This is a genomic window from Enterococcus sp. MSG3290 (genome assembly GCF_050555565.1).
In the GTDB taxonomy this organism is placed as follows: Bacteria; Bacillota; Bacilli; order Lactobacillales; family Enterococcaceae; genus Enterococcus_B; species Enterococcus_B faecium.
Window position 1 is genome coordinate 1,146,354 of record NZ_CP187862.1, and the last position, 15,669, is coordinate 1,162,022.

11 protein-coding genes are annotated in these 15,669 nt (G+C 40.1%); 10 read left to right on the forward strand and 1 reads right to left on the reverse strand.

Annotated elements, in window-relative coordinates:
* Positions 1 to 25 precede the first annotated feature (25 nt).
* From nifJ to glmM, 4 genes are all read left to right on the forward strand, one after another.
* Complete coding sequence (nifJ, locus tag IGL31_RS05440) at positions 26 to 3,718, forward strand: pyruvate:ferredoxin (flavodoxin) oxidoreductase (protein ID WP_086300028.1); 3,693 nt, start codon at positions 26 to 28, stop codon at positions 3,716 to 3,718.
* Between the two features lie 188 nt (positions 3,719 to 3,906).
* Positions 3,907 to 4,794 carry a diadenylate cyclase CdaA gene (gene cdaA / locus IGL31_RS05445; RefSeq protein WP_002287821.1) on the forward strand — a complete coding sequence of 296 codons (888 nt, stop codon included), beginning with the start codon at positions 3,907 to 3,909 and terminating at the stop codon, positions 4,792 to 4,794.
* On the forward strand, positions 4,791 to 5,960 hold the full coding sequence (locus tag IGL31_RS05450) for a CdaR family protein (RefSeq protein WP_029485546.1): 1,170 nt from the start codon (positions 4,791 to 4,793) through the stop codon (positions 5,958 to 5,960). Before cdaA ends, IGL31_RS05450 begins: the two co-directional genes overlap by 4 nt.
* A gap of 23 nt (positions 5,961 to 5,983) precedes the next feature.
* Positions 5,984 to 7,339: a phosphoglucosamine mutase gene (gene glmM, locus IGL31_RS05455; protein WP_002287824.1), complete on the forward strand. Its 1,356-nt coding sequence runs from the start codon at positions 5,984 to 5,986 to the stop codon at positions 7,337 to 7,339.
* A gap of 71 nt (positions 7,340 to 7,410) precedes the next feature.
* Here the strand turns inward: glmM and glmS are convergent, their stop codons facing one another.
* Complete coding sequence (gene glmS, locus IGL31_RS05460) at positions 7,411 to 9,216, reverse strand: glutamine--fructose-6-phosphate transaminase (isomerizing) (protein WP_002323144.1); 1,806 nt, start codon at positions 9,214 to 9,216, stop codon at positions 7,411 to 7,413.
* A 409-nt stretch (positions 9,217 to 9,625) separates the two neighbouring features.
* Here glmS and IGL31_RS05465 point away from each other — a divergent pair, with 409 nt between their 5' ends.
* From IGL31_RS05465 to clpX, 6 genes are all read left to right on the forward strand, one after another.
* Positions 9,626 to 9,916, forward strand: a complete 291-nt coding sequence (locus tag IGL31_RS05465) for a hypothetical protein (RefSeq protein ID WP_002287827.1) — start codon at positions 9,626 to 9,628, stop codon at positions 9,914 to 9,916.
* A 12-nt stretch (positions 9,917 to 9,928) separates the two neighbouring features.
* On the forward strand, positions 9,929 to 10,954 hold the full coding sequence (sppA, locus tag IGL31_RS05470; protein WP_002324980.1) for a signal peptide peptidase SppA: 1,026 nt from the start codon (positions 9,929 to 9,931) through the stop codon (positions 10,952 to 10,954).
* A 2-nt stretch (positions 10,955 to 10,956) separates the two neighbouring features.
* The gene (locus IGL31_RS05475) at positions 10,957 to 11,616 is read left to right on the forward strand and encodes an RDD family protein (protein ID WP_002294427.1); all 660 of its coding nucleotides are present in this window, start codon (positions 10,957 to 10,959) and stop codon (positions 11,614 to 11,616) included.
* A gap of 167 nt (positions 11,617 to 11,783) precedes the next feature.
* A complete protein-coding gene (locus tag IGL31_RS05480) occupies positions 11,784 to 12,716 on the forward strand; it encodes a hypothetical protein (protein ID WP_002323980.1) in 933 nt (310 codons plus the stop codon).
* 153 nt (positions 12,717 to 12,869) lie between these two features.
* Positions 12,870 to 14,159, forward strand: coding sequence for a trigger factor (tig, locus tag IGL31_RS05485; RefSeq protein ID WP_086300029.1), 1,290 nt, complete (start codon positions 12,870 to 12,872; stop codon positions 14,157 to 14,159).
* Positions 14,160 to 14,405: 246 nt separating this feature from the next.
* A complete protein-coding gene (gene clpX, locus IGL31_RS05490) occupies positions 14,406 to 15,656 on the forward strand; it encodes an ATP-dependent Clp protease ATP-binding subunit ClpX (RefSeq protein ID WP_002294425.1) in 1,251 nt (416 codons plus the stop codon).
* The last annotated feature ends 13 nt before the right edge of the window (positions 15,657 to 15,669 follow it).

Below are 15,669 nucleotides of genomic sequence, written 5' to 3' on the forward strand. Positions count from 1 at the left end.
AGAATATGAACAAGGATGATGAATCATGCGAAAAATGAAAACAATGGATGGCAATACGGCAGCCGCATATATTTCTTATGCATTTACCGAGATTGCTGCAATATATCCAATAACACCCAGTTCGACCATGGCTGAATTAGTAGATCAATGGTCAGCAGCAGGAAAAGAAAATGTATTCGGTCAACCAGTAAAAGTAGTAGAAATGCAATCCGAAGCAGGAGCAGCTGGTGTGGTCCATGGATCATTGAAAACTGGTGCACTGACAACTACATATACCGCTTCACAAGGGCTGCTTTTGATGGTACCGAATATGTACAAGATTGCTGGGGAACTACTGCCAAGTGTTTTCCACGTTGCTAGTCGGGCAGTGACGACAAATGCGTTGAATATTTTCGGAGATCACGGAGACGTGATGGCTGCAAGACAAACAGGATTTGCTATGTTAGCTGAAAGCAGTGTACAAGAAGTGATGGATTTAGCACCTGTTGCCCATCTTGCTTCTATTGAAGGAGAAGTCCCTTTTTTGAATTTCTTTGATGGATTCCGTACGAGTCACGAGATTCAAAAAATCGAAGTTTTGGAATATGAAGAATTAGCTCCTCTGATCAATCAGGAGAAATTAGCTTCATTTCGTAAACGAGGGATGAATCCCAATCATCCGACTGTTAGTGGTACGAACCAGAATCCAGACATCCATTTTCAACAACGTGAAACGATCAACCCCTATTATGATAAATTACCTGAAATCGTTCAAAAATATATGAAAGAGATCAACCGATTACGAGGAACTTCTTATGACTTGGTGACTTATTACGGAGCAGACGATGCGGAAGAAGTCATTGTTTCTATGGGATCAGTTGCACAGACGATTGAACAAACGATTGATTACTTGAATGCAAACGGACGGAAAACAGGTTTTTTGAATATCCATCTTTATCGTCCTTTTCCAGTGGAAACATTCGTGCAAAAGTTGCCTCATACAGTAAAAACAATTGCTGTTCTTGATCGAAGTAAAGAACCAGGGGCAGGTGGAGAACCTCTCTTATTAGACGTTCAAAGTGCGTTATATGATTCTGAACTTCGCCCGGCTGTTATTGGTGGTCGCTACGGATTGGGGTCTAAAGATGTGACTCCCGACCAAATCTCAGCAGTTTTTGATGAATTGAAAAAAGACCCAAGCATACGCAAAAAACGGTTTACCATAGGGATCGTGGATGATGTGACTTATCAATCTTTGGAACCAAAGGAAAGTCTGGATTTGACAGAACCGCAAACATTCCAGGCCAAGTTTTGGGGATTTGGATCTGACGGAACAGTCGGAGCAAATAAATCAGCTATCAAGATTATTGGAGATCACACCGATAAATATGCGCAAGGCTATTTTTATTATGATTCGAAAAAATCTGGCGGTCTGACTGTCTCTCATCTTCGTTTTGGAGATACGCCGATACGTTCAGCGTATCTTGTCGAGCATGCGGACCTTGTTGCCTGTCACACACCAGCTTACCTGCATAGCTATGACTTGGTCAAAGGATTGAAGCCAGGTGGCATTTTTTTATTGAATACTCTTTGGAGCGACGAACAATTAGAAACGCATCTGCCCTTAAAATTAAAACGTTACTTGGCTGAAAATAACATTAGATTCTATACGATCAATGCCATGAGATTGGCCCAAGAAGTCGATTTGGGACGCCGGATCAATACGGCAATGGAAACGGCTTTTTTTAAATTAGCTGACATCATTCCTTTTGATGAGGTGCTTCCGCTGCTAAAAGAAGAAGCCCTGAAAAGCTATGGACATAAATCAATGGCTATCGTAGAAAAAAACATACAAGCAATCGATCGGACGACCGAACTGCTTCATCAAGTCGCGATCCCAGACCATTGGAGAACGTTGGAGATGCCTGAAAAAATCAATAAAAGGAACACTGGTTATGTACAAGAAATACTTGAACCAGTGAATGCACAGGAAGGAAATCAACTCTCTGTTGGTACACTTGTAGCAAATGGAATGACAACTGGCGAAATGCCTTTAGGAACGGCTTCTATGGAAAAGCGGGGCGTCGCTTTAGAAGTACCTGAGTGGATTAGTGATCGCTGTACGATGTGTAATGAATGTGCCTTTGTTTGTCCTCATGCTGCCATCCGTCCATTTTTAGCAGATGAAGAGGAAATGGAAGAAGCGCCAGAAGAATTTATCGTGAGAGAAATGCGAGGCGCAGACGGCGTAAAATACCGTATCCAAGTTTCAGTGGAAGACTGTACAGGTTGTGGTCTGTGTGTAGAGGCTTGTCCCGCAAAAGAAAAAGCTTTAGTGATGAAGCCTTATGAAGAACAGAAAGAACAAGCTGTGAATTGGGCTTTTGCAATGACATTAAGACAAAAAGCAAATCCAGTCAAAGGAAAGAATACTGTCTTGTCTACACAATTCAATCAACCGCTTCTTGAATTCTCGGGCGCTTGCTCAGGCTGTGGCGAAACACCTTATGTAAAATTATTGACACAAATGTTCGGTGATCGAATGATGATCGCGAATGCGACAGGCTGTTCTTCTATTTGGGGCGGTGCTTCTCCTGCTTCTCCTTATACGACCAATGAATGTGGTCAAGGGCCTGCATGGTCAAATTCTTTATTGGAAGATAATGCTGAATTTGGTTATGGTATGCTTCTAGCGGCACAGACTCGTCGCGAGGCTTTGGCAAGTTCAATCAAAGAAGTATTGCCAAAAGTATCAGAAGAACTACGAGAATTGATGGAAGACTGGTTAGTACACATGTTTGAGAGTGAAGGAACGCAGCAAAGAGCAGCAAAACTGCAAGCTGCGATCGAAAGCGAACGATCAATTTTCCCTGAACTGGAGGATATATACAAGAGAAAGGATCTATTCGTAAAAAACAGCCAATGGATGATTGGTGGAGACGGATGGGCTTACGACATTGGTTTTGGCGGGATCGATCATGTACTTGCCAGCGGAGCAGACGTGAATATCCTTGTTTTGGATAACGAAGTCTATTCCAATACTGGCGGTCAAACCTCAAAAGCAACACCAGCTTCGGCAATCGCTAAATTTTCGGCTAGTGGAAAGTATGCTTCAAAGAAAGATCTAGGAATGATGGCGATGACATATGGAAATGTTTATGTGGCGCAAATTGCTTCAGGTGCCAATCAAATGCAAACGATCAAGGCATTTGAAGAAGCAGAAAAGTATCCTGGTCCTTCTCTGATTATTGCCTATACGCCTTGTATCACACATGGCTTGCTTGGCGGAATGAAAGAATCGCTTAAAGAAGCAAAAGAAGCTGTTTCTTCTGGTTATTGGTCATTATATCGATATAACCCTACAATGGTCGAAAAAAACAAGAACCCAATGACTTTGGACTACAAAAAACCTGATTTCTCTGCTATGCCTGATTTCATGAGGAAACAAGTTCGCTTTTCCTCGCTAGATAACGCAAATCCAAATCTTGCAAAAGCTTTATTTGAAAAGACTGTCCACGACGCTAAAACACGTTTTTACAACTATGCTGCACTGACGGGAGAATTAGAAAAAATCAAGAAACGACTTGAACCAGAGGAATCTATCGATGTACCCGTTAAGACTAGAAAAGAAAAAACGACGGACCTTGAAGCAGAAGAAAGAAGAGCTGCTAGAAGAGCTGCCAGAGCAGAACGACGTAAAAAAATGGAACAAGCTACAAAAGAAAAAAAGGAAAAATAACAGAAAAAATATAATGAATAATTCTCTGAAGTTTAAAAATATTTATTGCAGAGAAAAATAAAACGCATACTTGCAATTTTCTTGAAAATTATGCGTTTTTCTCAAGAAAAATACGAGCAGATCAGCCTCTAAAATTAAAACATATGATATACTAGAGAGGAAATCTCAAAAGAGAAGAGAGGCTTTTTATGTCATTTCAAATCGGGGAACTTTTTAATTTGGACTATTGGCAGCAAATGTTTTCCGGTGACTTGTTCTCTCTGAATTTTTTGGTGAACATACTTGATATTCTGGTTGTCTGGTATCTTGTATACAAACTGATCCAACTGCTGCGAGGCACAAAAGCGATTCAGCTTCTGAAAGGTGTAGCTATTTTTATTGTTATCCGAATCGTAGCGGAAATCATTGGTCTGCACACCTTGTCTTGGCTGATGAACCAAGTCATTACGTACGGGGTGATAGCTGCTATCGTGATTTTTCAGCCGGAAATCCGGAGAGGACTGGAACATCTTGGACGCAGTTCGCTTTTCAAACAATCAAAAAGCGAACAGCAGGAAGATGAGAAGATGATCTTGTCTTTTGACAAAGCCATCCAATATATGTCCAAGCGAAAAATCGGTGCGTTGATCACTATCGAACGTCATACTGGATTAGATGAGTATATTGAGACAGGGATTGCTTTAGATGCAGATATCACTGGGGAGCTGCTGATCAATATCTTTATTCCTAATACACCGCTGCATGACGGTGCAGTTATTGTAAAAGAAGGAAAGATCGCAGTAGCAAGCGCCTATCTTCCTCTATCAGAAAGTATGTTGATCCCTAAAGAATTCGGGACTCGACACCGGGCAGCTGTCGGTATAAGCGAAGTCAGTGACGCGATTACCATCGTTGTCTCTGAAGAAACCGGGGACGTCAGCATCACGTTAGATAATGAACTGATGGCTGGCTTATCCCAGCAAGAATATTTGGCAATCTTGCGTAGAGAACTAATTGCTGAAGAGAAAACAAAAAACAAGAAAAACGTGATTCAATCTTTCCTAGACGGTATGACTAAGGGAGGGGATCGCAAATGATCTCAAAAGAGAAACGGACAAGCATTCTTTACAGTTTTATTGCATTGCTGTTCAGTATTGCGCTGTACTTCAATGCAAATGGCCAGTCCGTTCCAAATACGCTTTCTGGAAATGAAGCGTATAATCAAACAGTTACGGGGGTGCCGATCAAGATTTCTTATGATTCAAAGCGCTACTATATCCATGGATATGAAAATGCAGTGACTGTCAAACTTTCCAGTGCAAACCGAGTTCAGTTGAATGCAGAGGCAAACGAAGATACACGGATGTTCCGCGTCACAGCAGATATCACTAAGCTGGGCGAAGGAACACATGAAGTTCCGCTAAAAATTCAAAATTTGAGCAGTGCTGTCACAGCAAAGATCGAACCATCGACTATTACAGTAACGGTTGAGAAAAAGGTAATAAAAGATTTCGATGTGGAAACGTTGATTCCTTCAACGTTCACACCATCTGGATATGAACTTGATGATACTTCCGTTAGTCCTAAAAAAGTCTCTATCACTACAGGTGACAAAACATTGGCAGAAATCAAACGAGTAGTAGCTGATGTGGACGCTTCGATGGTCACAGATGATGGGATTAATAGTGAGGTCCCAATACAGGCGCTGAATGCAGCAGGGGAAGTATTAAGTATCGTCTCTGATCCAGTGCAAGTAACAGTGAGAGCTGATTCGATCAAGCCAAGCAAGTCGGTACGACTTTATGGGATACAGCAAGGAACACCAGCTGCCGGGGTAGAAAGCTATGATTTCAGTTTTTCAAAACTGGAAGCAGAAGTAAGCGGCTCTAGCGATTTGCTTGCATCGATCGGTGACAGTATTGCTGTACCGATCAATGTCTCAGGTATCAATCATCGAACAACTCGTAAAATTGAAATACCAGTAGAAGAGGGGTTAAGTATCAAGCCCGAATCAGTTAGTGTGGAGATTACACCCGTGTTGCAAACGTCAAGCAGTAGCTCTGCTTCGACGAGCAGTCGGACACAAGAAAATACAAGTACGAGTAGAAGTATTTCATCTGCTGATTCAGGAACGGAACCATCGACAACAACCATTTCTTCCAGTTCGGAATCTGGGACAAGCAACTCGACCACAAGTACAGAAGAAACATCAGAAACAAGCGAATCAACACAAATGAGCAGAACAAATTCCTCAGAAAATTAAGTTAAAGGAGTAATTTTACAACTATGGGTAAATATTTTGGAACAGACGGCGTACGCGGTGAAGCCAACAAGGAACTTACGCCAGAACTTGCATTTAAGCTGGGACGGTGCGGAGGTTATGTCCTAAGCCAGCATGAAGAAGAAGGAAAACGCCCACGCGTGTTAGTAGGGCGGGATACAAGAATCTCAGGTCAAATGTTAGAAGAAGCGCTGATTTCAGGACTTTTATCGGTGGGTATCGAAGTGTTCCAGCTAGGTGTGATCTCTACACCAGGTGTTGCTTATCTGACACGTTTGCAAAAAGCAAGCGCAGGGGTCATGATTTCTGCTTCTCATAATCCAGCACAAGATAATGGAATCAAATTTTTCGGTGCAGATGGTTTTAAACTAGTAGATGACCAAGAGCTAGAAATTGAAGCATTATTAGATGCTGAAGTGGATGAATTGCCTCGTCCATCAGCTGAAGGATTGGGAACTGTAGAAGAATTTCCAGAAGGCTTATTGAAATATTCTCAATTCCTTGTACAAACGATCAACGGTGACCTTTCCGGTTTGACCATTTGTGTCGATGCAGCAAACGGAGCCACTTCAACAAGTGTTAATCGTTTGTTTGCCGATCTTGAAACAGATTTTTATACCATGGGCACAAATCCAGACGGGTTAAATATCAATGATGGCGTAGGCTCTACCCATCCAGAACGTTTAGCTGAGATGGTCGTTGAAAAAGGAGCAGATGCTGGACTAGCTTTCGATGGCGATGGCGATCGTATTATTGCGGTGGATGAACTTGGAAACATTGTCGACGGTGATAAAATCATGTTTATCTGTGCTAAATACTTGGCAGAAAAAAATCGATTGAAAAAAGATACGATCGTTACGACTGTCATGAGTAACTTAGGATTCCACAAAGCGGTGGAAGGAATCGGTTTGAAAGATGTCGTTACACAAGTTGGTGATCGTTACGTTGTAGAAGAAATGCGCAAAAACGATTATAACTTTGGCGGCGAGCAGTCTGGGCACATGATTTTCTTAGATTTTAACACAACTGGAGATGGGATGCTTTCAGGAATTCAGTTACTGAATATCATGAAACAGACAGGTAAGAAATTATCAGAGCTTGCAGCAGAGGTAACAATCTATCCGCAAAAATTAGTGAATATCCGCGTAAGTGATAAAAACGGTGCGATGGATGTTCCGGCAATCAAAAAAGTGATTGAAGAGGCAGAAGCTGAAATGGGATCAGAAGGAAGAATCCTAGTTCGTCCTTCCGGTACAGAACCATTACTTCGAGTGATGGCAGAAGCGCCTACTGATGAGAAAGTTAATTACTATGTCGATAAAATCGCGGCAGTAGTCAAAGAAGAAATCGGACTGGATTAAGAGATATTTTCATAAAAAATAAAAGAACAAGGACCAGTGTCAGATGTCTGACACTGGTCCTTGTTCTTTTATTATTCTACTGTCACTGATTTCGCTAAATTACGTGGTTTGTCAACGTCGAATCCCCGTAATAGCGTTGCGTAATATGCAAGTAATTGAGTCGGTACGACTGTGGTTAGAGTAGTTAGATAAGGGTGGACAGTGGGTAGCACCAGCTGGTCACTTTCCTTTTCTAATCCCTCTGAGACAATAACTAGTGTTTTAGCGCCACGGCTTTCGACTTCTTTCAGGTTTCCTCGAGTATGCGCACCAGTCACTTCTTCACTGATGATTCCGATCACTGGTGTTCCTTCTTCGATCAAAGCAATCGTTCCATGTTTCAATTCGCCAGCGGCAAAACCTTCTGCCTGGATATAACTGATTTCTTTCAATTTCAAAGCAGCTTCAAGAGAAACGTTGTAGTCAGCGCCACGTCCAATGTAAAAGGCATTTCTTGTATCGCTGAGATATACTTCTGCCAACTCTTCTAAATAATCTTTTTGGGCGATGACCGATTCCATCGCATTAGCAACTAAACTCAATTCATGAGTGATATCGAATACAAGAGAAGTTTCAAATTCTTTTTTATCACCGATAGCTTTGGCTAATAAAGTTAGTACAGCTATTTGTGCAGTATAAGCTTTCGTTGATGCTACTGCGATTTCGGGTCCAGCATGCAATAGCAGTGTAAAGGATGCTTCCCGCGAAAGAGTAGAACCAGCAACATTTGTAATCGTAAGTGAAGGGTAGCCGAGACGGTTGATTTTTACCAGAACTTGGCGGCTATCTGCTGTTTCGCCACTTTGACTCAAGAAAATAAAGAATGGTTTTTTTGAAAGAAGAGGTGTGTTATAGCCAAATTCACTGGCTAAATGAACCTCAACAGGGATCTGTGTCAATTTTTCCAAAGTCTGTTTACCTGCTAACCCCGCATGGTAACTAGTTCCGCAAGCAACGATATAGATTCGATCGCTATCAGACAATGTATCGACCAGCTTTTGATCAAGAGAGACACGATTGTCTTCTGTTACGTATTTTTGAGCGATACGACGCATGATAATAGGCTGTTCGTCGATTTCTTTCAGCATATAAAAAGGATAGGTACCTTTCTCGATATCTGAAGAATCTACTTGTGCTTCGAATGAAGAACGTTCTACGATGTCACCTGCAAAATTTTGAATAATAACTTTTTCTGATGTGACGGTAACCATCTCTTCATCTTCAATCTCAACGAATTCCTTCGTATGAGCAAGCATAGCCATTGCATCGCTGGCAATCACATTGAATCCATCGCCGAGTCCGATTAATAGTGGACTTTTATTTTTAGCGACGTAAATAACATCAGGTGCTGTCCGATCAATCAAAGCGAAAGCGTAAGAACCTTTGATGACCCGCAAAGCTTTTAAAAACGCCTCTTGCGTTGTAGTATCCTTCGCGAAAGTTTCAATTAGATGAGCGATAATCTCAGTATCGGTCTCACCAATAAAGTGGTCATTTGCTAAATAAGCAATTTTAAGTTCTTCAAAGTTTTCGATTACGCCGTTGTGAACGAGCACGAAGCGTCCACTTTGGGAAGTATGTGGATGGGCGTTTTCTTCAGAAGGTTGCCCGTGAGTTGCCCAACGTGTATGACCAATACCTATATTTCCTGTAGTATCAATATTTATTTTGTTTTTCAAATTTTGAATTCTGCCTTGTGCTTTGACCAGATAATCAGTTGTGCCATCTGAGACAAAGATACCAGCTGAATCATAACCACGGTATTCTAATTTTTCTAGACCGTCAATCAATCCTGGTGTTACATTTTTTAATCCAATCATTCCAACAATTCCGCACATAAAAAACATCCTACTTTCTATAATGAATTCGTATGAATGCTTCCAGCTGCAGGAAAATCCTTTTGTTTTATCTTTGCAGATACTTTTTGTGGATTTTCTGTAGAGTGCAGTCCCTAGGGCCATCCGCCGAATCTTTCGATAAACCCTCTCCTCGTCATCTGTTTACACAGACCTGGCGCTATCCTAAAAGGTATAACTATCCTCCTTTTTTGTTTTTTATCTGGAAACATTTAAAATCATAACCTTTTGCGAATGTTCTTGTCAACAAAAAAAGAATAAAAAATAAATTGGTATATATCAAATGCTTTGTCAAATGTCCTTTTTATGTCAAAAAATAATGGGTTTTTATCTATCATCTTTTTCAGGAGTTCGGTACAATAGAAAGTAATCGGATAGAGGAGGAGTAAAAATGGATTCAAAAATTGAGATCATGACACTGGGAATGTTAAAAAAACAATTGTCCAAATTCGAAGCATCAGCTGGTGTATCAGATGATACGAAAATATTTTTAGATACTGGCTGGGATAGCATCCAAGAAATCGCACCTGATGCCTTGGAAGTTGCTCAAGCTCGTGAGTTTACGGTAGAAGATGAATTGACAAAAGAGTCGTTTTCCGGGTATGCGCGGGAAGAAAAAGCAGAGCGGTTCGACACTTCTGAGCAGTCAGAAACTGTGATCGTCATAAAAAACTTGTATTAGAAAGGAGAAAGAATGAATAAAAGACGTTGGGCAGCAGTTCTGATTGCTGCAGGATTATTTGTGGTTTCGTTAGTTTCAGCTAGTTTGACTAAGCCTCAGGAAAACGATCAAATTGAGGGATTGAACAGTTGGTTATATGGGGATGAAGAACTAGCTCCAAATGTGTTGGAAGAGGGAGACAGTACGCAAAAAATCGTAAAATTATCAGTAGATGGAACGATTGCTGCGGGAGGGTCTTCAGGTTTATTTGCTTCTGAAGGTTACAATCATAAAAATTTTATGGAACAACTGAAGGCGATTGAAGAAGATCCAACAGTCAAAGGTATCTTTTTAGAAGTAAATTCTCCTGGTGGCGGTGTCTACGAAAGTGCGGAAATCGCTAAGAAATTGGATACGATTCGTAAAGAACATGATATCCCAATGTATGTCAGCATGAAAAACATGGCAGCTAGCGGTGGCTACTATATTTCTGCTCAAGCAGATAAAATCTTTGCAACAGAAGAAACAGTGACCGGCTCAATTGGTGTGATCATGTCAGGATTGAATTATTCAGGACTTCTAGAAAAACTGGGTGTGGAAGATACAACAGTTAAAAGCGGAGCGTTGAAAGATATGGGTTCAGGAACGCGACCAGAGACAAAAGAAGAAGAAGCGGTGCTTCAAGCATATATCGACAGCGCATATAGTCGTTTTGTAGCAATCGTCAGCGAGGGACGGAATAAATCTGAAGAAGAAGTCAAAAAAATTGCTGATGGAAGGATTTATGATGGTGTCCAAGCAAAAGAAGTAGGTTTAGTCGATGAATTGGGATTTCCTGAAGATGCTTTAAAAGCTATGCGAAAGGAACAACAGCTTGAAGATGCGGAACTAGTAGAATATTCTTCCACGCCATCTGGGTTTGCTAGTACATGGTTAGGAAGTAAACTAGCAGAATTCCAGGGATTGAAGCCTTCTGAGACTAGTCAGATCTTATCCGTTCTTGAGAATCTAGGGACAGCGGAATCACCAAAAGCAATGTATTATTACGGAGGTGAGTAAGCATGTCAGAGCTTTCAAATGAAAATAAGGAACAAGAAAAAGATAAGCAACAGCAGCCTGCTGTAGGACCTGACTCCAACTTTTCCCAAAAGGTACTGAGCTCTTTTGAAAGAGAGCCTTTGACGCCCGAAGAAATCAAAAAGAAACAACGTAAATGGAAAAAGTATACGGACACAAGAAATGAACCGCCAAAAGCAAATGATTTTCCTAAGTATTTCTATGCAGGTTTTTTTATCCGAATGTTTGCCTTCTTGGTCGATCTTTTGTGTATCGGAGCTATTACGCGTTTAACACTTGGTATTGCCAAAAATCTAGGTTGGCTTAATTTTTCAGATTCTTATCTGAGTCTCTACGGATTCACAGCCTTACTTATTTATCTAGCGTATTTTATTTTATTGACGAAATTCAATCATGGCCAAACGATTGGGAAAATGATCTTTGGTATTCGAGTCATCAGCTTTGATGAAGAAGAACTTAGCTGGTCAACCGTTTTAGTTAGAGAAGGTGCTTGCCGGTTCATTCTAAAATTTCCTTTGCTAATGTTAGGGTATCTTCCAGCAATCTTTAATCAGAAAAAGCAACATCTGGGCGATTTTTTCACTAATACAAGTGTTGTTACGATCAATCTGATCAAAGCATTCAACCAGGAAGTCAACAGCTGATGAGCAATAAAAAGCAGTAACAGTTGAAAGCACCTTCTAAAAGTCAGATCTAAAATCTAGCTTTTAGAGGGTGCTTCAGTTATTTTTAATTGTCATGCTTTTTTTGTTTTGCTACTATTGAACATGAGCTGAACATGAGCTGAACATGAGCAAGAGGAGGACACTGCGTGAAGCCGATTGATTTTCCAGAAAAATATGAGAATTTAATGCGAGTAGCACAACAAGCACTAGCAAACCAGCAATATCAGCAGGCAAAAGAATTATTTCAACGAGCTTACGAGTTGAAAGAAAGCTTTGAGGCTAATAGCCTGCTTGTTTTTTGTCTTTACGAGTTGGACGAGAAAAAAGAAGCATTGAAGCAAGCACTCTTGCATGAAAAACAGTATCTTCAAAATGAGGAGTTTGCTGAATTTTATTTTGACTTGTTAATCAGTACACAAGATTTTTTATATGCTAGAAAATTGATAGCAAGTACAGATTTTTATGAAGCTTTCGAGCAGCGGGTCATTGAAAAAATCCAATTTGCAGAAGAATTATCCGGACAAATGGAGAGGCAGAAGATCAAGGCACTCCACAATAAATCGGAGGAACTTCCTTCGTTGGAACCTGCACGTCAGCTTGCGTCTATTGATGAGATCGAACAGCTTCCTTATCATGAGTTTATCCAAACAGCGAGTAAACTTATTGTATCGCCAGAGGTCCATATTTTAGCAAGGGCAAAATTACTGGAGACACTTAGGCAATTGAACGAATGCCATCCTGTTTTCTATTTGACGATTGAAGAAAAGTTAGTCAAAGTCATACCAAAAGATCTGCCAAAGCCGCAGCAGCAGGCAAGTTACCAGCGATTATGTGTGTTTTCAGATCGTTACGGTAATGAAGATGCGCTGCTTAGTTCCGTGTTAAAAGAAGAATTCACGTTGCAATCTGCAATTGTTTATCCTGTCTATGATACATACATCGAAGACCCGAAGCGCTGGTTTCAACTGACTGTAGAGGCGTGTACAGGAAAAACGATGTATGAAGGTACAGAAGATGAAAAACAAGATTTTTTAAAAAAAAGAGAAAAAATTTTGCAGCAAATGATCTTCTTCCATTAGATTTTATCAGTGAAAAAGATAAAAATGTTATGAAAAACAAGGATTCTATCCATTCAATATGTTTACAATTTGAAAGGGTTAGTGTACTATTTAAAGGTATGCATGAAACGTTTTTGATGTATAAAATGAATTTCTAAACTCGGAGGGAATTAAATGACTGCAACATTTGAAAAAAAAGGCACGAATGATGGTGTTTTAAAATTTACGATTGCGCAAGACGAAATCCAAAAAGGATTAACAACTGCGTTTAATAAAGTGAAAAAAAGCTTGAACGTACCTGGATTCCGTAAAGGGAAAGTTTCTCGTCAAGTATTCAACCGTATGTACGGTGAAGAAGCTTTATATGAAGATGCATTGAATGCTGTATTACCAGAAGCTTATGAAGCTGCTGTCAAAGAAGCTGGCATCGATCCTGTTTCTCAACCAAAAATCGATGTTGAAAGCATGGAAAAAGGTCAAGACTGGGTAATCACTGCTGAAGTAACAGTGAAACCAGAAGTAAAATTAGGACAATATAAAGATCTAGTTGTTGAAAAACAAGACCGTGAAGTAACAGATGCTGACGTGGATGCACGTATCAAACGTGAACAAGAAGCACAAGCTGAATTAGTTATCAAAGAAGATACTGCAGCTGAAAATGGCGATACAGTAGTAATCGACTTCGAAGGCTTTGTAGATGGCGAAGCGTTTGATGGCGGAAAAGGCGAAAATTACTCACTTGAATTAGGTTCAGGCTCATTCATTCCAGGTTTTGAAGATCAATTAGTTGGTCATAAATCAGGTGAAAGTCTAGATGTAAATGTAACTTTCCCAGAAGATTATCAAGCAGAAGATCTTGCTGGAAAAGAAGCAGTCTTCAAAGTGACAATCCATGAAGTAAAAGCAAAAGAAGTGCCTGAATTAGATGACGAATTCGCAAAAGATGTTGATGACGAAGTATCAACATTAGACGAATTGAAAGAAAAATATCGCAAAGAATTAGTAGAAACAAAAGAAAAAGCAGCGGACGATGCAAAAGATGAAGCAGCGATCCGTATGGCTGTTGAAAACGCAGAAATCGTTGAATTGCCACACGTGATGGTTCATGATGAAGTACATCGTTCAATGGACGAATTCTTGAACAACATGCAACGTCAAGGTATCTCTCCTGAAATGTACTATCAATTAACTGGTTCTACAGAAGAAGACTTGCATAAACAATTCGAAGGTGAAGCAGAAATGCGCACAAGAACAAATCTTGTGATCGAAGCAATTGCAGCTGCTGAAAATCTTCAAGCAACAGAAGAAGAAATCAATGCAGAAATCCAAGAATTATCAGAAACATACAACATGCCAATCGAACAAATCAAACGCGTGTTGACAGAAGATATGCTGGAACATGATGTGACAATGAAAAAAGCAATCGAATTGATCACAGGTACAGCGACAGAAGCGAAAGAATAGAAATCAAGTAATAAATCATTTCTGAAGAAGCTACTTCTAGAAAATTGTTTATTCGAAATAAGGGACTGTGACACGATTTTGTCACAGTTCCTTATTTTTTGTTAAGAGTAAAAAATGCAAAGGTATAGGTCAGTTGATCCTTTGTTAAACACTTTTTCTTTTTACTAAACTATGTTATGATAGTAAAAGACTGTAAAGTCTTTGATAGTTTCTTGCATACTTTTTGCAAGTTAAGGGGTGAAGACCATGTATGACAATCCAAGTAGCAATGAGACCGTACGCTGTTCTTTTTGCGGGAAAACCCAAGAAGAAGTGAAAAAGATCGTAGCTGGTCCAGGGGTCTACATCTGTAATGAATGTATCGACCTATGTAAAGAAATCATTGATGAAGAATTTTATGAAGAAGCTGTACGCGAATTCACTGAAGTCCCTAAACCACTAGAAATTCTTGAAGTATTGAATAACTACGTGATTGGACAAGATCGCGCAAAACGCTCGTTAGCTGTTGCCGTATACAATCACTATAAACGTGTCAATCAGCAAGCACAAGAAAACACAGATGATGTTGAACTGCAAAAAAGCAATATCTGCTTGATCGGACCTACAGGGTCTGGTAAAACATTTTTAGCACAAACATTAGCAAAAACATTGAATGTACCTTTTGCAATCGCAGATGCGACAAGTTTGACAGAAGCTGGTTATGTGGGGGAAGATGTAGAAAACATTTTGCTTAAATTGCTTCAATCTGCTGATTACAATGTGGAACGTGCAGAAAAAGGGATCATCTATATTGATGAGATCGATAAAATTGCGCGTAAAAGCGAAAATGTATCTATTACTCGTGACGTTTCCGGCGAAGGTGTCCAACAAGCCTTGCTGAAAATTCTAGAAGGAACTGTTGCAAGCGTGCCACCTCAGGGAGGACGTAAACATCCACATCAAGAATTTATTCAGATTGATACGACGAACATATTGTTCATCGTAGGTGGTGCATTTGATGGCATCGAAACGATTGTGAAGAATCGTATGGGCGAAAAGACGATTGGATTTGGTACACAAAACCAAAAACTTTCTGAAGACGAAAGTGTCATGCAGCATATCATTCCTGAAGATTTACTAAAATTCGGATTGATCCCTGAGTTTATCGGACGATTACCTGTTATGGCAGCTTTAGAGAAATTGACAACAGATGATCTGGTACGGATCTTGACTGAGCCGAAAAATGCGCTAGTCAAACAATATCAGAAACTTCTTTCTCTAGATAATACCGAACTTGAATTCGAACCTGAAGCGTTGAGAGCCATTGCGAAAAAAGCAATCGAACGCAATACCGGTGCTCGAGGACTTCGTTCCATCATTGAAGAAATCATGATGGATGTGATGTTTGATATCCCTTCAAATGAAAACATCGAAAAAGTGATTATCACAAAAGAAGCAGCTGAATTGTCTGGTGAGCCAACAGTAATCTATAAAGATTCAGAGAAAAAAGCGGGTTGATGAAAAGAGGCTG